A 22676-nucleotide genomic window follows, 5' to 3' on the forward strand; every position below is an offset into this window, starting at 1 on the left:
TGCACGACACCAGCTGCGCCCGCGAACTCGGCGTCACCGCCGCTCTGAACTGGTCCGCCGCCGAACTCGACCTGCCCACCCTGGCCGACTCCGGCTACGAAAGCACAGGCCACGGCATCAAGACCCCGATCAAGCAGCCCGCCGACGGCAACCGGCTCGCACCCGACAACCGCGCCTACAACCGACTGCTACGCGGCCTGCGCTGGCAAGGAGAACGCGGCTTCGCGATCCTGGTCGGACGCTGGAAGACGCTACGCCACACGAACATCAGCCCACGCCGAATCGGCGACATCGTCGCCGCCGCGCTGCACCTGACTCACTTCGAGTACAAATACCTACCTGAAAGTCGCTGAGATCACCTCGGTGAGCCATCAGAAGACCACTGCTCGCCCTCGCCGCGATCCAACGTCAGCCCGGCCGGTTCCAAACCGCGGTCGTCGTCCAGCACACGTACGATCTGGATCGAGACAGTGTCTATGTGTTCATGAAAGAGAGTTGGGTTGCCGGTCGCGAGGTGGCGCAGCCAATCTCCGTCGACAATTTTCGCCCTGAACGAAATGGCGTTATAGGCGACGCCGAACCCATCCAACCGCGCTGGGAGTTCTTCTCGCAGGGCGGTCATAACGTTAGCTATTCGCGCCTGTCGCTCATCCGGGTCTCCGGCATCATTGACGATAAGCCGAGTAATGTTTCGCGTGCTGCGGCCCGACGCAAGGTCTCGGGCCGTCGCCTTGGCGATCTGATAGGCGAGAGCAGCGACGCGTCTGACTTGAAGCGGAGAAAGGTCGCTTTGGCCAGGCTCGAAATCAACCTTCCACGGTTCGTCGCGGTCCTCGATAAAGGGTTGGTGGAGAATGGCTCGCGCCGTCTCGTTGAGTCGCTTCGACTCTGCTTCGACAAGTTCGAGGCACCTTGCCAGTTCATTTGGACCAATACGCCTCTTGCCGAACATTCGCAATTCTTGCGGCACGAGAGCCAACCCGCCCTCCGGAGCGGCGTCCAGCTCATCGAAATACGTGCGCATGCTGATCAACTCATATTGGTTGCGGGTCTCGCTTCCCGGCTCTTCCGGCAGGAGTGCGTTGTCGATCCCCTCGTTGAGCATGTCCATTACTGCGCTGTCAGCACCGCCGTCGAAATACCACCGCCTGACAAAAGGGTACTCCATCATGCGCTCGGCCAGCATGGCCGACACCAGCGCTACGTTTTCCTCGAGGAAATCCTGGACCTTGGGAGGCAGGGAACGGCGCATGACGGCCGGCGCCGCCCGGGACGCCACAAGGAGCATGTTCTTGTGCACTGTCAGGACCGAAGTCTTATAGGACTGCAGGGCTACCGGTGCCAACACCTGGGCAGTCACTGACGCCATGAACCCCCGCAGCGCCATGGTCTCGACGTCGCGCTGCCAATCGAGAAGATTGTCGTGCCCGACATACAGCTTTACCACCTCGTCACTGAACGCACGTGCCCGACGGGACAGTTCGGCAGGAATACCACCCAGTCGACTTTCGCCCCGCCTTTCGGCAAACTCCATGAGGCCATAGATCCCCGCCAAGGGGACTCCAGTCGTAAACTGAACATATGTTTCATCCGGTCGGTGCGGCGAAACGACACGGAAGTCGGCAGCTCCTTCGGTGGCAAAGCCGCGCTCTTCGCTGAAATGCTCCGCGATGGTGACACCCGGCTCAATTCTTGTCAGCCGCTCGAACTCGTTCGCGAAAGCGTTGACCACAGCGCTGCGATCGGAGTGACCGTCCTCTCCGTTCAGCAAGTTGAAAGGCTTAGTGACGAGCTCGATAATCGAGTTGCCGTCCGCGTCATGATCGAGGTGGACGCTCAGATGCTTCGACCAGGCAAGCACATAGATTCCAGGATCGGTGACGTTCAACTTCGCCCGTGTCTCGGCCTCGAACCCCACCGCTCCGAAGCGGTGGTCGGCGGCCGGATCGATCAAAGCCTCGATCAGCGACGGCACCCCCTCCCGCGCCACCGGGACCTCACGACCGCTTTCGTTCAGGATGACAGCCGACGCCCGCGTCGGGCTCAGCGCCGGCCGACCTGCCAGCACCCGCTTGCCACGCTCACGCTGCAAGTCGAAGTAGACAACATCACCATTCGCGAACCGGTGCGCCCCAATCGCGTGTCCAACATGGGAGCTGCGCTGGACCAGAATCAACGCCGTACTCGACCCCGCACCGGTGCCGGCCTGCTCAAGCCGTGCCTCCAACTGCTTCCACGACGTGAAAGAGACAAGATCAGCGCCGCCGACCAGACGGCTTCTCTGCCGTCGATCCAACACCGAGTCGTCAACCGTACGCACCGCCTGCGGCAAAACGTGTCTCAGCCCCGCCAGTTCACCACCTTTCACGTCACGCAACCACCGCTGCGGAAACAGATGCCCCATCGCCTCGCTCAGCAACATCACGCACGAGGCAGGATCGATCAAGGGATCAGATACGGACACCGTACCCACCGGCCCGGTTACCGAATCGAGCACTTTCGACAAATCGGCTGCATCCGTAATCGCCAGCACAGGCACCACCACCGGCTCCACGCCGCGATACCGCCCCTTTGTGGGGGCGCCGCCGGCGCGGGACTCGATCCGATCCAGCAACTGATCCATTCGCTCACCGAGGCGACCGGCGAGGGTTCGGAACTCGGCTTCGACCTCGTCGAGAGTGGGATAGAACGGGTGATGGTGGCGCAGCTCCAGGACGACGAGCGGCATAGCTTCCAACTGTCCGTGCCCGTCATCGAGCGTGAGCATGTGGGTGCGGACCTCGAGGACCTGGTTCTGGTCGAGCAGCGGGGCCCCCACCGCGAAGATGCTCGCGAGGTACTCGCGGAGCCGGTATGTCCCAGAGCCATCGGTCATTTCGAGAGACGAGTCGAGGAACCATCGGACCCTAGCCGGAGAGCCGCCGACCTGGCCCGCCGTGCCGTCAACCATTCTGGAAACGTAATCCGCCACAATTCGATAAGCAAGATCGTCCGCGCGTGACTCTACCCAAAGACGGGTGTCGCCAGGAAGGCCCCGCCGGACGGCGGCTAGCGCAGTGCGGCTAGCGATCATCGTGTTGTTCTTCGGCAGATTCTCAAATGCTTCGCCGGAGATCGCAGCGGCCACTTGCGTGTACGCCAGTGCAATGAAACCGGCCAGCGAAGTGCTGTTCATGTCCGAGCCATACGCGAGCTCCTCTAATGTCTCGTATTTCGAGAGGTCGCGTTCGATGCCGTCATATTCACGGACGACCGTTGCGGCGAAACCGAGTGCCGAAGTGTGGTGGAGCTGACTACGCACCTCGCTTTCAGTGAGTTCTTCCGTGGGAAACCTGGAAGTTTCCTCCAACATGAGCCAGAAAAGCTGCACCAGCGGCACACCCACGGTGTATTGCGTGTAGAAGAATCCCGAATCCGGAAATTGATCAGTATCGAGGACTGTCACGCCTTCCCCGGCTGCGGTCACCGTGAAGGCTGTGCTTCGCAACGCCTCCTCGAGAGACTTGCCCGCACCACCGGCGAGAGCATCGATCGCCTGCCGCACGTCGGCGATGGCGGCGTCCACCGAAACGCGACCGATCGCCTCCCGCTGCGACATCCTCGCCGGAAATGTGACGGCCTCGAAGATCCAATCTCCCTCGCGTCTGTCAATGACGATCTTCGCGTTCGGGCTTTCAGCCAAGACACCGAGCCCCCAGATTTGATCTTCTGTCAGGCCCGCTGGCGGCTCGAGAGCCGTCTCTGTCTCGACCTCAATTCCTGCCGCTCCCGCCTGCTCGGCCCCCAGATCCGCCGCCGCGACGGCTGGACCATCGACTCTGATGCCTTCGGTCAGCGGCAGGAACCACACCGGCGTGTCATCCTCGATCGTGACGGCGTGACCGACTTGCCCGTCGAGCAGCGCCGGCCCATGTTCCAGCCGCACCGCGTTTACGACATGACGCGGCGAACCAGACGGGCCTGGCACTGCCACGAATCCCCGCTCGTCCCACACAGCGGCCGTGTCCAACGCCCGCCGCACCGCACCAACAGTCGTGTGAACAAAACCGAAACCACCTTCGGGTATCGCGACACCACGCCCGGCGTCGTTCGCGAAGTTCACCAGATCGGTCAGCCGCATTGGCTCCGACGGCGGCACCTGCACCCGAAGGGCACCCCGCTCCGCCAACATCATCTCGACGCCTTGCGCAGCTAACACGCAGTTGGACCTGAAGATTTTACCGAGCGACCACCATGGATTGACCTGGGACAACCGGTCCATGATCGCCGCTTGGGTCGGAGGAGTCCCGAGGGCAATCTCCCTGGTCGATCCGTTCTCAGCCAACACACTCACAGCACGTCGGTGGACAACACTTATCGCGACGCCCGTATTGGCCATCGCCTCCAACGGCACGATCGCCGGAGCGATGCCGAGTGCGGTCGGATGCCGGGGCAGGGTCGCGGCTCGCACACCCGACGAGGTGTCATGAAGCAAGGCGATCCCGTCCGATGACCGGATCGCCACCAAGCTCGCGGTGGACCCTTCCTCGCCGCTGCGAACCTGTACCAGCATGGCTTGGCCGGGCGTCAAGCCGGCCAGTTCACGCCACAACCCGATGACTCCCCCGTCGACAGGCAGGATCGCGCCAACCGGCGTCGCGAGCCCAACAACGCCGCTGAGGTGACCGAAGCGCGCGTTGACGGTCGGCTGCGGCAGGCCCACCTCGGCCCGTTTACCGATCCACCGCACCGCCCACGGCATCTCCGTGCCCGCCGCCGTCTGCGTCACGCCGAGGCCGATGGGGCTGGCGGGATATTCAGCGATCAGATGGCGCTCCGGCAGGACCAGCACGTAATCCGCGTTGGCCAAGTCGGCGGAGCGCCCCTGGACACCCAGGGGCACCACCCGCTCCGGGTCCAAACTGGCCAGATCCTCACCAGCCAGAGCCTGACCGGGCAGCCGCACTGGCAAGCGCACCGTGTCAGCCCGAGCGAGCGCCCCCACCACAGCCAGCCCGGCACCAACCGACATCGGCGGGACAATTATCGCCCGCGCCGCCACATCCACCGGCTGCGCCAACAACACATCCACCACCGGGGACCCGATCGGCCCGGCATCCAGGTGCACCAGATGCAGACCCGCAACCGGTGGCGCCGAAAGCACCTCAGGCAGCACCGGGCCCTGCCCCCAATGCATACCGGAAGGTACCCACGTCAACAGCAACTCAGGACAATCCAGACCCCTGAAGTCCGCCACTCCACCACTTCCCACCCACATATCCAGCGAAAACTCCCTCACGGGCAGCCCTCATGCGATCAGGGGGTCACTGATGAGGGAATGCCCGCTTGGGCATGATGCTGGCTCCGATCCGGATTCTGTTCGTCACACTATGCGATAGGCGAAGCACAGAACATGGCGGGCACGTAGATCTGGTCGCGGGTACTTACGGGTACGGCGGACGGCGCTGATGGCCCGCGCTCACCGCCGTGCACCAATCCACCATCTGCGACCCATGGGACGGCGAAGACATAAATCACAAATGTTACACGAGTCCGTTTGCCCCGCGTCGGGCATCGACGCCCCCTACCGTTTTGGTAGAGGAGGCAGCCATGACCACGGATGACGACCAGACCGAGGACGGCCCGCCGATCACCTGGAAACCGGTCGGCGAGCTGCCCGGCCAACTGCCGTTCGACCGACTGGACTACGGCGACGCCGAGCAACTGGCCGAGATGACCACCGACGGTCAGCCGGCGACCGAGGAGCCGCAGGAGATGGTGGACGCGCCGATCCAACTGCTGCCGCCGTACGACCGGGCGCAGAAGCGCCGCAACCAGCGTCCACTGCCCACCTGACGACGAACGGGGCGGACCGCGTCAGCGGCCCGCCCCGTTCGGTGTGTCGGAACTGGACTCAGAAGTCCATGTCCCCGCCACCCGGGCCAGCCGGGGCAGCCGGGGTCTTCTCCGGCTTGTCCGCGACGACGGCCTCGGTGGTGAGGAACAGCGCGGCGATCGACGACGCGTTCTGCAGCGCCGAACGGGTCACCTTGGCCGGGTCGATGATGCCCGCGGCCAGCAGGTCGACGTACTCGCCGTTGGCGGCGTTGAGGCCGTGACCCGCTTCGAGGTTACGGACCTTCTCCACCACGACGCCGCCCTCGAGGCCGGCGTTGACGGCGATCTGCCGCAGCGGGGCGTCCAGCGCCACCTTGACGATGTTGGCACCGGTCGCCTCGTCGCCGACCAGGTCCAGCTTGTCGAAGGCGGTCTTGCCGGCCTGCACCAGCGCGACGCCACCACCCGGGACGATGCCCTCCTCGACGGCCGCCTTCGCGTTGCGAACGGCGTCCTCGATGCGGTGCTTGCGCTCCTTGAGCTCGACCTCGGTGGCCGCGCCGACCTTGATCACCGCAACGCCACCGGCCAGCTTGGCCAGCCGCTCCTGCAGCTTCTCGCGGTCGTAGTCGGAGTCGCTCTTGTCGATCTCGGCCCGGATCTGGTTGACCCGGCCCTGGATCTGCTCGGCGTCACCGGCACCGTCGACGATGGTGGTCTCGTCCTTGGTCACCACGACCTTGCGGGCGCGGCCCAGCATGTCGACGCCGACGGCGTCGAGCTTGAGGCCGACCTCCTCGCTGATGACCTGACCACCGGTGAGGATGGCGATGTCGGCGAGCATGGCCTTGCGGCGGTCACCGAAGCCCGGCGCCTTGACGGCGACCGACTTGAAGGTGCCCCGGACCTTGTTGACGACCAGGGTGGCCAGGGCCTCGCCCTCGATGTCCTCGGCGATGATCAGCAGCGGCTTGCCGCCCTGCATGACCTTCTCCAGGATCGGAAGCAGGTCCTTCACCGACGAGATCTTGCTGTTGACGATCAGGAGGTAGGGGTCGTCGAAGACGGCCTCCATGCGCTCCGGGTCGGTCATGAAGTAGGCCGAGATGTAGCCCTTGTCGAAGCGCATACCCTCGGTGAGCTCCAGCTCCAGCCCGAAGGTGTTGCTCTCCTCGACGGTGATGACGCCTTCCTTGCCGACCTTGTCCATCGCCTCGGCGATGATCTCGCCGACGCTGGTGTCACCAGCGGAGATGGAGGCGGTGGAGGCGATCTGCTCCTTGGTCTCGACGTCCTTGGCGAGCTTGGACAGCTCCTCCGAGACGCTCGCGACCGCAGCCTCGATGCCCCGCTTCAGGGCCATCGGGTTGGCGCCGGCCGCCACGTTGCGCAGGCCCTCGCGAACCAGGGCCTGGGCCAGGACGGTCGCCGTCGTCGTGCCGTCACCGGCGACGTCGTCGGTCTTCTTCGCGACCTCCTTGACCAGCTCGGCGCCGATCTTCTCGTACGGGTCCTCGAGCTCGATTTCCTTGGCGATGCTCACACCATCGTTGGTGATGGTGGGGGCACCCCACTTCTTCTCGAGCACGACGTTGCGGCCCTTGGGGCCGAGGGTCACCTTTACGGCGTCAGCGAGCTGGTTCATGCCCCGCTCGAGGCCACGGCGAGCCTCTTCGTCGAACGCGATCATCTTGGCCATACGGCGTTGTCCTCCTGGACACTCACGGGCCACCCGAGATGTGTGCCCCGGATGGGCCGCCTGGTGTACGCACCTTGGGACGTCGCCACCTGGCGACGACGACGTCCTTCGGCCGGGCCGGATAGCCCGCGACGACCGGCCATGTGCTGCCCCGGCGTCTCCACACCGGCACAACCAGGCCCCACCGTCCCGACCATTGGCACTCACGGTATGCGAGTGCCAATGACTTGTTTAGCACTCTCACCTGCCGAGTGCAAGCACGATGAGCCCGGTCAGCCGAGTTCCGCGGCCAGTGTGGCCCCGTTCACGGGCCCTTCGTGAGCGCGTTGCTCCGCGTACGTGATCAGCAGACCGACCAACTGGACGAGGTGCGCCGGCAGGGCCAACACCGCCGCGAGGCCGATGACCGCCACCACCCCGACGGCGGTGCCCGGGGACGCGAACGGATCCGTGCCGAGCGCGGTGGTGCCGGCCGATTCCAGGAAGCTGGGAACCAGGGTTCCGATGATCACCGCCACACCCACCAGCGCCACCCGCCCGAGCAGCATCCCGAGCCGGTCGTGGAACATCCGGAACGACCGGCCGATCGGGTTGTCCCGCTCGAACAGGTAGACCGGTCCGGCCATGCTCAACGCGAACGCCAGGTAGATGCCCGGCAGGACGCAGAAGCAGATTCCGACGCCGATGAGCAGGCTGACCAGCAGAGTCCAGCCCCACGCGCCGAGCGCCCGGCGCAGCCCGTACCGCAGCGCCGCGTCGAGGCGGGCGGGCCGGCCGGCCGCCTGCTGGGTGATCACCCAACTGCCCGCGGCCCAGCCCAGCGCCTGCACCAGGCCGATCACCAGGCTGCCGCCGACCAGCACGACGACGAGGGTCAAGAGGCCGGTGGCGAAGTTGTCCGGGAACCCGGCCGACGGGTTCGTCTCGGCCTGCGCCTCCCAGCCGGGCGACGGGTCCACACCGAACGAGATGACCGAGAGCACCGCCGCCGGCAACACCTGCGTGAGCAGCATGATCGGCACCAACTGCCGCCAGCCCCGGCGAAGCGCGCCCCAGAACCGCTCGAACCAGGCACCGATGCCGGCACCGGGCGGAGTGACCAGGGGGTCGTTCGGGTCGAGGCCGTAACCCGGCGGGTACCAGCCGACCGGCGCCCCCGGGTACCACGGCTGTCCGCCGTAGGGACCAGCCCCCGGCGGGTAGCCGCCGACCGGAGGCGAGGTCCAGCCCTGCGGCGGCGGGGCGTGCTGACCCCAGGCTCCCTGCGCGGGGTCCCAGCCCGGCGGCGGACCGACGGGCGGACTCCAGGCTCCCGGCGCGGGGTTCCAGCCCTGCGGCGGTACGCCGACGGGAGGCATCGCGACGCCGGACTCGGCCGGCACGCCCGGGGCCGCGCCGGACGAAGGCGGCATGCCCGGGGCCGCACCGGACTCGGCCGGCGTGCCGGAGCCTTCGGCGGGTGGGGTGGGGTCGGACGGGCCCGGCTCACCCGGCCCGGAGGGCGTGGCGGGTGGCGGCGTCTGGTCGGTCATGAACCCTCCTCAGCATCGGCTGGAACGGTTCACGATCTTCCCGGGCGGGCGTCCGCGCCGCAGCCCCGACTCGCCAGCCGATCGGGGGGAACCGCCGGCGAGCAGATCGGGGAATCGGTCAGCCGATGACGCGGACGTGCTCCGCCTGCGGACCCTTCTGGCCCTGGGCGATCTCGAACTCCACCCGCTGGCCGTCGTCGAGCGCCTTGTAGCCGTCCATCTCGATCGCGGAGAAGTGGACGAACACGTCCTGACCGCCGTCCACGGCGATGAAGCCGTAGCCCTTCTCGGCGTTGAACCACTTCACGGAACCCTGTGCCACGGTGCACTTCCCTCACTCTGCGCGGCGTTGCCTGCCCGGACGCCGGCACGGCCGGACGCCCTCGGACCACCGCTCCGGCGATCGACGACGACCGCTGAAAGAGGTGATCGAAATCGCACGCTACACGAGGAGTGACGGTCGCGCACGACCACAAATCGGGCATGGACCAGGGCGCCTCGACCGCGCTGACTGATTCATGACGATGGTTGCCTTTGGCCGGATGTAGGCGATCTGGCCGCCGTGTATCGCGGTGCGCATCCGCCCCTGTGGTAGGCCGGTCGGGCCGCGGCGTCCGCCAACGTCTCCAGGAAGGCCAACGGCGAGCGACCGTTCCGCCGGCGTGCCCGACGAGCCGACCGCCCGGGTCCGCGACGAACTGCGCGTTGTGGGGACCGGTCGACGTGTACGCCACCCGGGCGGCAACTCGTTGTCCGAACGATCCGGGGCTGAACAAGTGAGCCCGTCCCAGGGCAGAACCCCGGTGATGTCCTAAGGCCGCAACGTCAGCGACAACCGCGTCCACGTGAGGGTTTCCGGGGCAGCCCGCCCCGCGCGGGGATCAAGCCTGACCGCCCGGAGCGGGGCGGGCTGCCCCGGAAACCCCTAACCACAACCAGTCAGACAGGGCGGCGGGACTGCACGATGCGAAAGCGGTTCGCCACGTACGCTCCGTCCGTCAGGGTCGAGTTGGCCGCCGCGTTGGCGCCGCTGCCGTGGAAGTCGGAGAAGGCCGCCGACTGGTTCACAAAGACACCGCCGGTGAGGTTGCAGGACAGGTGTACCCCGACCTCGACGGCGACCGCCTCGGTGGCGTCCAGCACCGCCTCGTCGGTCGAGTAGACCCCGGCGGTCAGCGCGCCCTTCTCGCCGACGGTCTTGCGCAGCAGCTCCAGGCTGTGCGCGGTGGAGTCGGTCGCGATGGCGAACGAGATCGGCCCGAACCACTCCCGGCCGTACGTGTCCGCGTCGCCGGCGGTCAGCTTCACGATCGTCGGGGTACGCACCACCGCGTCGGCGTACGACGGGTGGGCCACCGTCCGCGACTCCAGCACGGGCGAGCCGACCTTGGTCACCTCGGCCAGTCGCTCCAGCACCCCCTCGTTGACGATCGCGCCGGTCAGCTCGACGCCCCGGGCCGGGTCGGCGGTGAGCTTGCCGACCGCCGCGGCGATCCCGCCGGCCACCTCGTCGAAGCTCTTGTGCCCCTGATCGGTCTCGATGCCCCCGGCCGGGATGAGGATGTTCTGCGAGGTGGTGCACATCTGACCGCTGTAGAGGGTCAGCGTGAAACCGAGGTTGCGGCACATGCCGGCGAAGTCGTCGGTCGAGTCGATGACCACCGTGTTCAGGCCGGCCTTCTCGGTGTAGACCGATGCCTGCCGGGCGTGAGTCTCCAACCAGTCGCCGTACTCGGTGGAGCCGGTGAAGTCGACGATCTTGACGGCCCGGTGCAGGGCCAGGTCGCTGGCGAGCTTCTCGCCGGGCGCCTCGGCGGCCAGCAGGACCAGGTTCGGGTCGAAGCCGGCCTCGGCCAGCACCTCCCGCGCGTACTTCACGGTGATCGCCAGCGGCAGCACCGCGCGCGGGTGCGGCTTCACGATCACCGGGTTGCCGGTGACCAGCGAGGCGAACAGCCCGGGGTACGAGTTCCAGGTCGGGAACGTGTTGCACCCGATCACCAGCGCCACGCCACGCGGCACCACGTGGAACGTCTTGGTCATCCGCAGCGGGTCGCCCTTGCCGGCGGCCTTCTCCCAGCCGGCGGTGCCCGGGTGCCGGGTCATCTCGGCGTACGCGTACGCCAGCGCCTCCAGCGCCCGGTCCAGCGCGTGCGCGCCGCCGGCCTGGAAGGCCATCACGAACGCCTGCCCGCTGGTGAACTGCACCGCGTTGGCCAGCTCGAAGATGTGCTTGTGCAGCCGGTCGAGGATCTCCAGACAGACGCCCACCCGGGCCTGCGGACCGGCGTCGCGCCAGGCCGGCAGCGCGGCGGAGGCGGCGGCGACCAGCTCGTCGGTGCCGGCGTGCGGGTAACGCACCGCCAGGTCGACCCCGAACGGGCTCGTCTCGGTGGCGATCCGCCCGCCGGTGCCCGGCTGGTCGAGCGGAAAATCACCACCGAGGTACGCCTCGAAGGCGGCCTTGCCGTCGGCGGCGGCGGTCTCGCCGTACACGCGGGGGCTGGGGGACTCGGGATAGGCGGACCAGTAGCCCCGCTCCGTGATCGCGGCCAGCGCACGGTTGAGGGTGTCGGCGTGCCTGTCGTACAGGGGATGCGGGGTCTCCGTCATGCCGCCATCATGCATGACGGAGCTCCGCGAACAGTAGGGGCGCAGACCCGTCAGAGGGAGCGGGTGCCGGGCATCGGGGGGTGGAATTGGGCGTCGAAGCGTTGCCGGCAGGACGGCGGGAGGTCGGGCAGGTCGGCCTCGGTGGCCGCCGCGCCGATCCGGTACGCCTCGTCGACCGCGGCCCGGTCGGTGCCGTCGAACGGCGCGATCGTGATGCTCATGCGGGTGAGCCTGGCAGGAGCAAAAGCGACAGGGCCAGCGATTATTCGCTGGCCCTGTCGGACGTGGTCGGGAGGGACATTCGCACAACGCCTCCGGCGTTGGGTCGCAAGAACTTCAAAAGTCTTCGGCGAAATGCCCTCCCGCACGGAGCATCTTGCGCCGTCCGGTTCCTGCCGTCAAGTCCTGAGCGGCGGGTTTTCCACACTCACAGCGAAAACCCAGTCACCGGGCGGATTCAGCCCAGGAGCCCCGCGTCGCGGGCGGCACGCAGGGACGGCTTGATCTGGTGGGTCGGGCCGACCTGGGCGGCCACCGCGTCAATGGTCTTCAGACCCTCGCCGGTGTTGAAGATGACCGTCTCCGCCGTCGGGTCGAGCCGACCGGACTCGACCAGCTTGCGCAGCACCGCCGCGGTCACGCCGCCCGCCGTCTCGGCGAAGACGCCGGTGGTACGGGCCAGGTCGCGGATGCCGGCGCGGATCTCGTCGTCCTCGGCGTACTCCATCCAACCGCCGGTGCGGCGCACCGCCTCCAGGGCGTAGAGGCCGGCGGCCGGGTCGCCGATGTTGAGCGACTTGGCGATGCCGGTGGGCTTGACCGGGGTGATCGTATCGGTGTCGGCGTGCAGGGCCGCCGCGATCGGGTTGCAGCCGGCCGACTGCGCCCCGAAGACCTTCCAGCCGCCCGCCGGGGCCTCCACCAGGCCGATCTCGACCAGCTCGGAGAACGCCTTGTCAATCTTGGTGAGCAGTTCGCCGCTGGCCATCGGGATGACCACCTGGGCCGGAATCCGCCAACCGAGCTGCTCGGCCACCTCGTAGCCGAGGGTCTTGGAGCCCTCCGCGTAGTACGGCCGGACGTTCACGTTGACGAACGCCGTGTCCTCGAACTCGTCGGTCTCCACCAGCTCACCGCAGAGCCGGTTGACGTCGTCGTACGAGCCGTCGATGGCGACCAGTTCGCCGCCGTACACCGCGGTGGTGATGATTTTTCCCTGCTCCAGGTCGCAGGGGATGAAGACGATCGAGGGCACGCCGGCGCGGGCCGCATGCGCGGCCACCGAGTTGGCCAGGTTGCCGGTGGAGGCGCAGGCGAACCGGGTGAACCCCAGCGCCTTCGCGGCGGTCAGCGCCACCGAGACGACCCGGTCCTTGAACGAGTGGGTCGGGTTGGCGCTGTCGTCCTTGACCCAGAGCGGCGCGGTGATGCCCAGCTCGGCGGCGAGGTGCGGCGCCGCCACCAGCGGGGTCAGCCCCGGATCGAGGGTGACACGGGTGGCCGGGTCCTGCCCGGCAGGCAGCAGCGCGGCGTACCGCCAGATGTTGTTCGGGCCGGCCTCGATCTGCTGGCGGGTGACCGCGGCCAGGGCCGCGGTGTCGTAGTCGACCTCCAGCGGACCGAAACACTCGTAACAGGCGTGCTGGGCGGCGAGCGGGTAGCGGGCCGAACAGGCGCGGCAGACGAGGGCGCGGGCGGGGCTGGCGGAGGTGTCGATGCCGGAGGCGGCGAGCGTCGACGTCATGGCGAGAGTCCTCTCATCTTTCCCCGCATCGCACGGTGCGGCGGGGACGGAATTGGCACCTGCCCCGCCGGTCGCTCAGCAGTGAGCGCGCGGGGTGGTTGCCGGGGCGTCGTCGGGCCGTATCCCTCAGCCCCTCTGGATGAGGTATGCAGTTGTGCCGTCGAGTCTAGGCAACGTTGCCCGGCGCCTCCACCGGGCATCCCAGCAAGTGGGTCAGCGGGAGGCCACCGTCACCGGGTAGACCACCGCGACGGGATCGGTGACCGCCGTCGGCCGGGGCGGCGACGAGCACGGCGTACGCCAGTTGCGGAGCGACCGCCACGAGGTCGGCAGCGGCCGGCGCGTGCTGCCATCCGACGGCGGCCGATCCCTCACGGAGCAGCAGGATGGCGACCAGGACGACGGCGGCGAGGCCGCGTGCGGCAGCTTCGACTTCGGCGTCTCGAAGGTGACCCGAAGTCACCACCTCAAGGTGCTGCGCGAGGCCGGCCTGACCCGCACCCGGGCCGCCGGCACGAGCCGCCTGGTCCGACTGCGCCGCGACGAGGTGGACACGCTCTACCCCGGCCTCCGGACGCGGTCCTCACTCCCCGCCCACTCGCATAGACAAGACAGGGCAGTGTCGCCAAAACGGGGTGGTGTGATGCCCGTGAGATGCGCTCAGTTAGCCATGGCCGCCCGCCGATCACGTTTGCCTTCCATGACAAATCCACCGTCTCACCGCGCACGGTCGGCGTCATACTGGTACAACAGGTCGGGCTCACCCCCGAGGAAGCCAGGGAGGTGCTGAAAAATGCCTGAAAACGTCATCGATCCTCTTCATCGCCGCGGTTCCCTCAGACACCCTTCATGATCTTTCCATGCAATTTCATCCGTCCGGCGATGCAGCGGTAGTGGTGTGCAACGTAGCTGACGAGCTCCTGTGGTCGTTTCATCTCACCAACGCCGAGGATCTTGACGTTGAGGCCCGACCACTGGGCGACCTCGGACTTTCCGGCGAAACCACGATCGCGGAGGTCATGCGCCAACGCCCGGCGGGCTTCCCAGCACCGGCTTTGCTGGCTAGTTGAACGGGTAACGGACGGCAGCCCATCGGCCCGCGAACTTCTCGGCTCCACTTTGCGCGACTGTGACAAGCGCGTCGCCGAAGCCGATTCACCGAAGCTCCGGCGACGCGCGTTACGGGTGCGGTCAGGCGTTTACCGGGCTGGGCTCGGCCATCGACGGCGCCGGCGCGTCGGCGCGACGCCGGAACAGCAGCGCGTCGAGCGCCCACGGGCCCGAGCCGAGCGTCGCGACCAGCAGGAACGACCAGCAGAAGAGGGCTGCCAGTTCACCGCCGTTACGTAGCGGCAGCAGGTCGTCCGGCTGGTGCACGACGAAGTAGGCGTACGCCATCGAGCCGGACGCGAGGAGCGCGGCGGGTCGGGTGAAGAGCCCGACCAGCACCAGCGCGCCGCAGATGAGCTGGATCAGGGCGGCCCACCAGCCCGGCCAGGTGCCGAGCGGTACCGCCTTGCCAGTCATCGGGTTGCCGCCGAACAACCCGAAGGCCGAGGAGAGGCCGTGCAGCGTGAACAGCAGGCCGATCACGATGCGGAACAGGGAGAGGGTCGGCCCGCCGAGCCGAGAGACGTTCATGGAGACCTCCATCGAAGGGGACAGATCTCTCCCATGATGGGGCCTCAAGGCATCGATGTTAATAACATCCTTGATGGTGGGAAAATCCCCGGCGGGAGCACTCGGAGCGCGATCACCTGGGCCGCATTTGCCCTGATTTGATCCGCCCGCAGCGGTGGCCTTCGCGCATTGGGAGCGCTCCCGAACCCTCAACGTACCGGCTGGCGTAGTACCCGTACACCCTGTCGAGCTGCCCCGAATGTGGGGCAAGCGGCTGCCACCAGTGCGGCGACTCGGTCGCTACGCCACCTCGCTCGCCGAGATGGCTTGTACTTGATCGACCGGAGGATCGAGACCATGCGGTCGGCATCATCGTTGGAGAACAGCACCTCGGGACCGCGCGGGGCGACGCCGTTGAACGGGGACTCGTAGAGGCGCCCCGGTTCCATGACACCGTTCATCGTCAGGTCGTTGATGATCAGGTTGATGAAGTCGAGCTGGGCGCCGTTGAGTGTGCGGTCGATCAGGAATTCGCTGAACGCCTCTTGAGCCGCCGCCCTGTCGAGCCCGGTCAAGGTGCGGATGAACAGCCCCAGGCCCTCGGAAGCCCGCCGGGCTTGGTCGATGTCCTGCTTGTCGCCAACGCCGCTCTCGCCGAGCATCCGCTCCAGCCCGGCATCGCTGATGACGGTACTCGCAGGCGCGAGTCCGGCAGTCCTGCAACGGATCGGAGGCCAACCGACTGGTGCTCGCCGATCGGTGCAGGAAGCGCGCACACTGCTGCACCTGTCGATGGACAGCCTTCGGGGCTATCTACGCTCGATCTGATCTATACGCTCTCGGGCTTCTCGGCGACGTAGGTGCCCTTGCCCTGGTGCCCCTCCACCAAGCCGCGCTCGCGGAGAATCCGCAGCGCCTGCTGGGCCGTCGTGACACTGATCTTGTACTGCTCGGCCAGTTGCGCATAGGTGGGCAGCTTGTCCCCAGGGGCCAGCTCACCCTCGTCGATCTGCGTGGTGATGGTGTTCACGACACGGATGTAGTCGGCAATGCGGTTGGGCATCAGGTAGCACTCCTCGCTCGGCCCAACCATTGCAACACGCCAACTTAGTTACCTACAACTTCGATGTTGACGTAGATAACTTAGACACCTACTGTCGGAGCTGCGAACCTCCTCGCTCGGCAGCAGGAGCTTCGTCCCTCCGGGTGTACGCCCGGACTGCCGGGGCAGCGCGCAGGACGGCTCGGATGTCCCCCATCCGGGCTGGTTGTCGCGCTGCCCCGGCACCCCGACGACCGCACGAGGAGGCTCAACGATGACCGTGACCGAGGCGAGCGCCGCCTGGGAAATCGACCAGGTGGCCGGCGAGGTGCGCGAGACGTACCTGGCGGTGGCCGCCGCGACCGTCCTGTTGGAGCGGACCAGCGCCGGCTGCGCCCACCCGGCGATCCGGCACGCGCGGCGTCGCGGAGACGACGCGCTCGACCTGGCCGGCGACGCGGAGCGGCAGCTCAGCGACGGTGTGAGCCGGCTACGTACGGCGGCCGGTCAGCCCAGCATCGGTGACCTGGTCGAGGTGCTGGACACCGCCCGCGACCAGTTCAATGCCGCCGCCGCGCGGGTCGGTCAGCTTCCGGCGCGGATCACCACAGCTCGGCAGCAGCTCGCCGACGCCGGTCAGCCCGACCTGGCCGCGGAGGCGGCGAGCGGGCAGTGGTCCCGCGCCGCCGAACAGCTCGACCTGATGGCCGAGAGCCTGACGGCGGCCGTCGAGGCGCTCACGTCGTACACCGAGGGGTTGTCCGGAGCGACCATTTGAGGCCGGCCCGGGACGGGTGCTGGCCGGTCGCGCCCGTCCCGGCGCCGCCCGAGCCAAGGGAAAAGTCATGACGGAGTACGAGGTACCGCCGCGCTGGATCGTGCACCTACCTACGACCTTGACCAGCGTCGACGGCGCGCGGGCATTGGCCGAGGCGCTACGTGACTCGCTCGGGCACGTCACCGCCATCGACTTCGGTGAGACGACGCTGAGCGAGGAGGACCGCCAGTTCGTGCGTACCCGCGTCTGGTGCGACCACCGGCTGCCCGGCGGCGCCCGCTGCACCCTGCCCGCAGACCACCCCGGCGGGTCATGTGTGGTCCATTCCTGACCGCCGTGAAAGCATGCTCTGATGAGTAACGAGAGCCGCCGTCGTAAACGCGCCAGGTCCAGCCGCTCGGGCCAGCAGGTAGTGCGCCGGGCCCGTCCCGTCGAGCCGGTCCAGTGCGACTGCCCGGCCTGCTCGGATGCGGACTTCGATCCGCAGAGCTTCATCGACGATCTGGTTGACGAGGGCGCCAACCTGGTCAAGGCGGATGACCCGATCGAGGCCGAGTTGTTCGCCGCGACGTTCCTCTCCGCCGGTGACCTCGCCGGCGAGGACTTCATCAAGGCCCTCGACGAGGGCATACTGCCGGCCGTCGCCGCGGTCGGCACGCCGGAAGCGCTCGCGGTGCTGCTCGCGATCGACTCCGTCCGCGAGGGCACCGTCGCCGGGGCCGCCGGCCAGCGGCTGATGGACGCGGGCGTGGCCGCCCCGGGTTGGGCCGGCGAGCTGCGCCAGCCCGTGCGGGTCGGCCCGTGTCGACGGTTCGCCGACCCGGCGGGCGACGCGTCGATACTCGTCAGCGTCTTCGAGCGGGCCGGACGCTCGTACGGGTTCGTCATCCACGTCGACCACCTCGACTGTGACGCGGCGGCCGACATCGTGCTCTTCCCCGCTGACGCGATGGACGAGGTAGTCACCACGATTCGGCAGGACGTCGGTCAGGCCGGTCCGACGATCGCCGAGCAGTTGTTGGACCCGGCCGAGTGCCGGTGGCAGGTCGAACGGGCCCTCGACGCCCGCGCCGACCACGACCGGGACCTCGACCCGTCGGAATTGGACGACGAGTCCGACGACGAGGACGGGCCCGACTATCACACGTTGGCGCTGCTGCTGCGGGCCCGGATTCGCACGCTGCCCGAGCCGACGCGCCCACCAGTGCGGCATGACGGCGATAGCCGCCAGCCCACCCTCGACCTGCTGGAGATGATCTCCCAGATCGCCGCGCAGGCAGCGCAGATCCAGACCCGCTCACGGCGGGCCACCAGCGGGCGGAAACTGCCGGCGAAGCGGAGGAAGTCCGGCCCGGCCGCGCCCATCTACCAGCTCAAGGTGGGTTTGCGGGGGGCGAAGCCGCCGATCTGGCGGCGGCTGGAAGTGCCCGCCGACACCAGCCTTGCCGACCTGCACGACATCATCCAGGTGGCCTTCGACTGGGACGACTCGCACCTGCACGTCTTCGAGACGCCGTACGGCGACTTCGGCGTCGCCGACCGGGATTTGAGTCACCGCGCCGAAGCCCCGGTGACCCTGGAACAGGTCGCGCCCGGCGTCGGTGACCGGCTGCGCTACACGTACGACTTCGGCGACAGCTGGACGCACGAGATCACGGTCGAGAAGGTGCTGGACCGGCAGCCCGTCGCGTACCCGAGGTGCACGGGGGGTCGCCGGGCCGCGCCACCAGAGGACTGCGGCGGCGTCTGGGGCTACGCCGAACTGGTCGAGGTGCTGGGCGACCCGAGCCACCCCGAGCACGGCGATCGGTTGGAATGGCTCGGCCTGGCCTCGGCCGCCGACTTTCAGCCGGCCCGGTTCGACGCCGCCGAGATCACCCAAGCTCTCACCGGAGGGTCACGATAGGGCTACGACGCTGGGGAAAAGATCAACGGCCGGAAGCGGTTTATCAACACCGACACCCTGGGTCCGCTGATCACCGTGACCGTGCTCGCTTCCGGCCGGATCGGGGTCAGCGCCTGGCGGGAGGCTACGACGTGATGTCCTTGCGGGTGAAGCGCCAGAACGCCAACCCCCAGAACAGCGTCGCGTAGCTGATCGCCGAGATGCCGCCGCGTACCACGTCGTCGGTCTGCACCGGTGTGGAGAGCAACCCCAGCCAGGCGGTGCTGAAGTGGGTGGGTAGGAAGTCCCGCAGCACACCCAGGGCGATGATCTGGTCCAGGATGCTGGACAGGATCCACAGCAGCACCGCTCCGCCGACCGCGCCCAGCGCGGCGTCCGTCGTCACCGACAGCAGGAACGCCAGGCCGGCCACCACCAGGAGTACGACCGCCAGGTAGCCGAGCACCGCCAGCAGGCGGAGCAGCCCCTCGCCCGGTTCGAGCTCGGCGGCCACCGTGCTGCGCAGCGGCGACCAGCCGTAGCGCAGGGTGCCCGCGAGCAGGGCGGTGCCGGCCAACAGCGCCAGGGCCAGACCCGAGTACGCGAGCGCGACCACCAGCTTCACCGTCAACAACCGTGCCCGGGGCACCGGAATGGCCAGCAGGTAGCGCAGGCTCCCCCGGCTCGCCTCGCTGGCCACCGTGTCGCCGCAGAACAGCGCGACGACCACCACCAGCAGGAACGACGCCGATACGAAGATCGAGAAGAGGGTGAAGTTGAGCCCGCCGGAGGTGGCCAGGTCGACAAGGCTGGCGAACTCGTTGTTGCCGTTGTCGTCGTCACCGCCGGAGTTGAACTGGAAGGCGATCAGGATGATCAGCGGCAGCAGCACCATGAAGCCGAGCGCGAGCTGGGTCCGCCGCCGGGACGCCTGCCGGCGGAACTCCGCCGCGAAGGGCATGGTGGCCGACGGCCGGTAGCCGAGGGCCGCGCCGGCCGGATCGGTGACGCCCACCGGCGCCTCGACGGAAGATCCAGCCATCACCGGTCACCGCTTCCCCGAGAGTTCTCGCCCACCAGGGCGAGGAACGCGTCCTCCAGGCGCCGCCGGGGCACCACCCGGTCCACTCCGATGCCGGCGCGCACCAGCTCGGCCACCACCTCGCTACGAGCCGTGCCGTTGGTGTCGACGACCAACTGCCCGTCGCTCTCCGGCAGCACCCGTACGCCGTGCAGCCGGTCGAGCACCGCCCGCGCCGCCTCCGGATCGGTGACGTCGAACAGCACGCTCGGCGACTCGCCCACGATCTCCTGCACCGGCCCGGACGCCACGATCCGGCCCTTGTTCACCACCACGGCGTGCGTGCAGGTCTGCTCCACCTCGGCCAGTAGGTGACTGGAGACCAGCACCGCCCGACCGTCGGTGGCGTACCGCTGCAGGACCCGGCGCATCTCGGCGATCTGCGGCGGGTCGAGCCCATCGGTCGGCTCGTCCAGCACCAGCAGCTCGGGAAGGCCGAGCATGGCCTGGGCGATGGCGAGCCGCTGCCGCATGCCGTGGCTGTAGTTCTTGATTTTCCGGTGCACCGAGTCGCCCAGCCCGGCGATCTCCAACGCCTCGTCGAAGTGCGCGTCCTCGGCCGGTCGCCCGGTGGCCCGCCAGTACGCCCTCAGGTTGGCCAGGCCGGAGAGGTGCGGCAGGAACCCCGGCCCCTCCACCAGCGCGCCGATGCGGGAGAGTACCGGCGAGCCGGGCACCAGCCGTCGACCGAAGACATAGATCTCCCCGGCGGTCGGCTGGGTCAGCCCCATCAGCACCCGCAGGGTGGTGGTCTTACCCGCGCCGTTGGGCCCCAGCAGGCCCACCACCTGGCCCGGGTGCACCTCGAAGCCGACGTTCGACACCGCCACGAAGCCGTCCGCGTACTCCTTGCGCAGCGCGCGCACGGCCAGCGGCGTGTCCGCGTACTCCGGATGCACCGACCGGTCCTGGCGACGGTGTCGGCGGCGCACCACGGCGACGACCACGACGAGCCCGAGCAGGATGGCGGCGAGCAGGCCGGCGAGCACCCAGCGCCAGACGGTCGCGGCGGTGGGGATGGGCTCGCCGTCGACAGTGGGCAGGGTGACCGCGCCGTCCGCGGCGACCGTGTAGACGGTGGGCGCGGCAGGCGTGGTGTACGCCTGGTCGGAGCTGGCCACCACCAGCCGCAGGCGGTGCCCCGCCTCGATCCGGCGGACGATCCCGGGCAGCGTCACGGTGACCGGGCGGGCGTCCTGCACCCGCTGCGGCAGGCCGGTGAGCCGGATGGGGGCGACCAACCCGTTCGGCAGGGTCGCCGCGCCGTCCTTGTCGACGTCGTAGAGCTTGACGAAGAGCACCGCCTCCCCGGTCGGCGAGGCGGCCCGCACGGTCACGGTGGGCGCGCCGGCCACGTCCACGGCCTCGGTCAGCGGTGCCGACTCGAAGCGGGCGTGCTGGCCGGGGATGTCGCCGGCCACCCCGTCGAGCAGCGAGGCGAGGCCACCGGCGAACGGGATCGAGGAGATGGCGGCCGGGTTGCCGTTCGGCGGGTTCGCGATCGGCTGCGCCGGACCGGCGACCTCCACCTCCCGGCGGGCGTTACCGGTGAGGCCCGGGTAGCCGGCGCGGCGGAAACCGGTGGCGACCAGACCCCGGTCGAGGGCGTCGAAGCCGGCGATCCGCGACCAGGTGAAGTCGTCGCCAGGGGCGTCCCCCTCGCCCTTGACGTAGTGGTCGAGCCACTGGACGGTCAGGAACTTCACCCGGTCCGAATCGGAGCGGGGACCGGTGCCTCCGTCGTGGCCGCCGGTGAACCAGGCGACCCGCACCGGGGTGCCGGTGGCGGCGATGCCCTCGGCGTTCGCGTCCGCCTCGCCGAGGGGAAAGAGCGTGTCCGCCTCGCCCTGCACCAGCAGGGTGGGGGCCTTGATCCGGTCCAGCACACCCGCCGGGCTGGACCGGCGCAGCACGTCCACGGCCGCCTGGTCGGCCCGGCCGGTGGTGGCGATCCGCAGGTACGCGGCACAGACGTCGGCGGCGAACCGCCCGCAGGACGGGTCGGCGGCGCCGGCCGGGAGGCCACCGGGCGCGGTTCCGGGGCCGGTGCCCGGCCCCGGGCTCGGTGGGCCGGCGGACGCGGGTGCCCCTTCGGGCTGGGCTGCGGTCGTACCGGAGAGCCCGGCCGGGCCGCTGCCCACGTTGCCGCCTCCATCGAAGAAGAGGCCGGCCCAGCCCTTCTTGAACACGCCCTCGGTCGGCGCGCCGCCGGCGCTCTCCGGCAGGAAGGCACGCGACAGGTCGTTCCAGGTGATCATGGGGACGATCGCGTCCACCCGGCGGTCCTGGGCGGCCAGCAACAGGGCCAGGCCACCGCCGTACGAGCCGCCGACCACGCCGACCTTCGGATCGCCGGGGGCGTCGGTACGCACTTCGGGGCGGGCGGCCAGCCAGTCCAACAACCGCTGGGCGTCGCGCACCTCGTAGTCCGGGTTGTCCAGGTGGATCTCGCCGCCGCTGCGGCCGAAGCCCCGTGCGGTCCAGGTGAGCACCGCGTACCCGCGTCCGGCGAACTCCTCGGCGTCCGAACGCACCGACTCCTTGGTGCCACCGAAACCGTGCGCGAGCAGGACCGCGGGGACCTTCCGGCCGGACGACGCGTCGGGCGGGAGGTAGAGGGTCGTGTCCAGGTCCACGGGTTGGTCACCGGACGGTCCGGAGCGGACGGTGAGCATCGCGCTCCGGGTGCGTACGCCCGGTCCCTGCGGCCACACCGCCCAACCGACGGCGACCGCCAGCAGCACGACGACCACCGCCGCGGCAATCATGCGACGGCGGGTGCGAAGGGCACGCCGGAACCACGCGGCCGGCGACGGCGATCTCATGCGGCACACGGTACGGCTCGCAGCCTGAGCGTTGGCTGAG

General features: G+C 68.6%; 19 protein-coding genes, 1 pseudogene and 1 riboswitch. Of the genes and pseudogenes, 5 read left to right on the plus strand and 15 right to left on the minus strand.

Annotation, left to right across the window (positions count from 1 at the left end):
- The coding region (locus ACLQ24_RS07380; protein ID WP_425889870.1) for a transposase family protein at nt 1–353 on the plus strand (353 nt) is incomplete at its 5' end.
- Between the two features lie 2 nt (nt 354–355).
- Here the strand turns inward: ACLQ24_RS07380 and ACLQ24_RS07385 are convergent.
- On the minus strand, nt 356–5155 hold the full coding sequence (locus ACLQ24_RS07385; protein WP_425889872.1) for a hypothetical protein: 4800 nt from the start codon (nt 5153–5155) through the stop codon (nt 356–358).
- A gap of 434 nt (nt 5156–5589) precedes the next feature.
- Here ACLQ24_RS07385 and ACLQ24_RS07390 point away from each other — a divergent pair, with 434 nt between their 5' ends.
- Nucleotides 5590–5835 (plus strand): hypothetical protein, encoded by a 246-nt coding sequence (locus tag ACLQ24_RS07390; RefSeq protein WP_355242519.1) that lies wholly within the window; start codon nt 5590–5592, stop codon nt 5833–5835.
- Nucleotides 5836–5893: 58 nt separating this feature from the next.
- Here the strand turns inward: ACLQ24_RS07390 and groL are convergent, their stop codons facing one another.
- From groL to ACLQ24_RS07450, 12 genes and pseudogenes are all read right to left on the minus strand, one after another.
- Complete coding sequence (gene groL, locus ACLQ24_RS07395) at nt 5894–7516, minus strand: chaperonin GroEL (RefSeq protein ID WP_425889873.1); 1623 nt, start codon at nt 7514–7516, stop codon at nt 5894–5896.
- Between the two features lie 272 nt (nt 7517–7788).
- Nucleotides 7789–9048, minus strand: a complete 1260-nt coding sequence (locus ACLQ24_RS07400; protein ID WP_425889875.1) for a hypothetical protein — start codon at nt 9046–9048, stop codon at nt 7789–7791.
- Between the two features lie 118 nt (nt 9049–9166).
- Entirely contained in the window at nt 9167–9370 is a 204-nt protein-coding gene (locus ACLQ24_RS07405) for a cold-shock protein (protein ID WP_124815530.1), read from the minus strand.
- A 328-nt stretch (nt 9371–9698) separates the two neighbouring features.
- A pseudogene (locus ACLQ24_RS07410) lies at nt 9699–9791 on the minus strand (GNAT family N-acetyltransferase); the annotation flags it as partial.
- 196 nt (nt 9792–9987) lie between these two features.
- Nucleotides 9988–11661, minus strand: coding sequence for a phenylacetic acid degradation protein PaaN (paaN, locus tag ACLQ24_RS07415; RefSeq protein WP_425889878.1), 1674 nt, complete (start codon nt 11659–11661; stop codon nt 9988–9990).
- 50 nt (nt 11662–11711) lie between these two features.
- The gene (locus ACLQ24_RS07420) at nt 11712–11882 is read right to left on the minus strand and encodes a hypothetical protein (protein ID WP_425889880.1); all 171 of its coding nucleotides are present in this window, start codon (nt 11880–11882) and stop codon (nt 11712–11714) included.
- Between the two features lie 236 nt (nt 11883–12118).
- Nucleotides 12119–13405, minus strand: a complete 1287-nt coding sequence (gene thrC, locus ACLQ24_RS07425) for a threonine synthase (protein WP_425889882.1) — start codon at nt 13403–13405, stop codon at nt 12119–12121.
- A 10-nt stretch (nt 13406–13415) separates the two neighbouring features.
- Nucleotides 13416–13551: riboswitch (SAM riboswitch) on the minus strand.
- Between the two features lie 20 nt (nt 13552–13571).
- Nucleotides 13572–13868 (minus strand): hypothetical protein, encoded by a 297-nt coding sequence (locus tag ACLQ24_RS07430; protein ID WP_425889884.1) that lies wholly within the window; start codon nt 13866–13868, stop codon nt 13572–13574.
- 373 nt (nt 13869–14241) lie between these two features.
- The gene (locus ACLQ24_RS07435; protein ID WP_425889886.1) at nt 14242–14523 is read right to left on the minus strand and encodes a hypothetical protein; all 282 of its coding nucleotides are present in this window, start codon (nt 14521–14523) and stop codon (nt 14242–14244) included.
- 73 nt (nt 14524–14596) lie between these two features.
- Nucleotides 14597–15046: a DoxX family protein gene (locus ACLQ24_RS07440; RefSeq protein ID WP_425889888.1), complete on the minus strand. Its 450-nt coding sequence runs from the start codon at nt 15044–15046 to the stop codon at nt 14597–14599.
- A 188-nt stretch (nt 15047–15234) separates the two neighbouring features.
- Complete coding sequence (locus ACLQ24_RS07445; protein ID WP_425889890.1) at nt 15235–15687, minus strand: type I restriction-modification enzyme R subunit C-terminal domain-containing protein; 453 nt, start codon at nt 15685–15687, stop codon at nt 15235–15237.
- A gap of 167 nt (nt 15688–15854) precedes the next feature.
- A complete protein-coding gene (locus tag ACLQ24_RS07450) occupies nt 15855–16088 on the minus strand; it encodes a GntR family transcriptional regulator (RefSeq protein ID WP_425889892.1) in 234 nt (77 codons plus the stop codon).
- A gap of 253 nt (nt 16089–16341) precedes the next feature.
- On the opposite strand from ACLQ24_RS07450, the gene ACLQ24_RS07455 reads away from it, so the two are divergent.
- The 3 genes from ACLQ24_RS07455 to ACLQ24_RS07465 all read left to right on the plus strand — a co-directional run bounded on the left by ACLQ24_RS07455 (nt 16342) and on the right by ACLQ24_RS07465 (nt 18751).
- On the plus strand, nt 16342–16845 hold the full coding sequence (locus tag ACLQ24_RS07455; protein ID WP_425889893.1) for a hypothetical protein: 504 nt from the start codon (nt 16342–16344) through the stop codon (nt 16843–16845).
- Between the two features lie 67 nt (nt 16846–16912).
- Nucleotides 16913–17176 (plus strand): hypothetical protein, encoded by a 264-nt coding sequence (locus tag ACLQ24_RS07460; protein WP_425889895.1) that lies wholly within the window; start codon nt 16913–16915, stop codon nt 17174–17176.
- Nucleotides 17177–17197: 21 nt separating this feature from the next.
- Nucleotides 17198–18751 (plus strand): plasmid pRiA4b ORF-3 family protein, encoded by a 1554-nt coding sequence (locus ACLQ24_RS07465; protein WP_425889896.1) that lies wholly within the window; start codon nt 17198–17200, stop codon nt 18749–18751.
- Between the two features lie 124 nt (nt 18752–18875).
- Here the strand turns inward: ACLQ24_RS07465 and ACLQ24_RS07470 are convergent, their stop codons facing one another.
- Together ACLQ24_RS07470 and ACLQ24_RS07475 are read right to left on the minus strand one after the other, a co-directional pair.
- Nucleotides 18876–19772 (minus strand): ABC transporter permease, encoded by an 897-nt coding sequence (locus ACLQ24_RS07470; protein ID WP_425889898.1) that lies wholly within the window; start codon nt 19770–19772, stop codon nt 18876–18878.
- Nucleotides 19772–22636 (minus strand): alpha/beta fold hydrolase, encoded by a 2865-nt coding sequence (locus ACLQ24_RS07475; RefSeq protein WP_425889900.1) that lies wholly within the window; start codon nt 22634–22636, stop codon nt 19772–19774. The genes ACLQ24_RS07470 and ACLQ24_RS07475 overlap by 1 nt, the downstream gene beginning before the upstream one ends.
- Nucleotides 22637–22676: the final 40 nt, after the last annotated feature.

This window comes from Micromonospora sp. DT4, assembly GCF_049841675.1.
Classification (GTDB): Bacteria; Actinomycetota; Actinomycetes; order Mycobacteriales; family Micromonosporaceae; genus Micromonospora.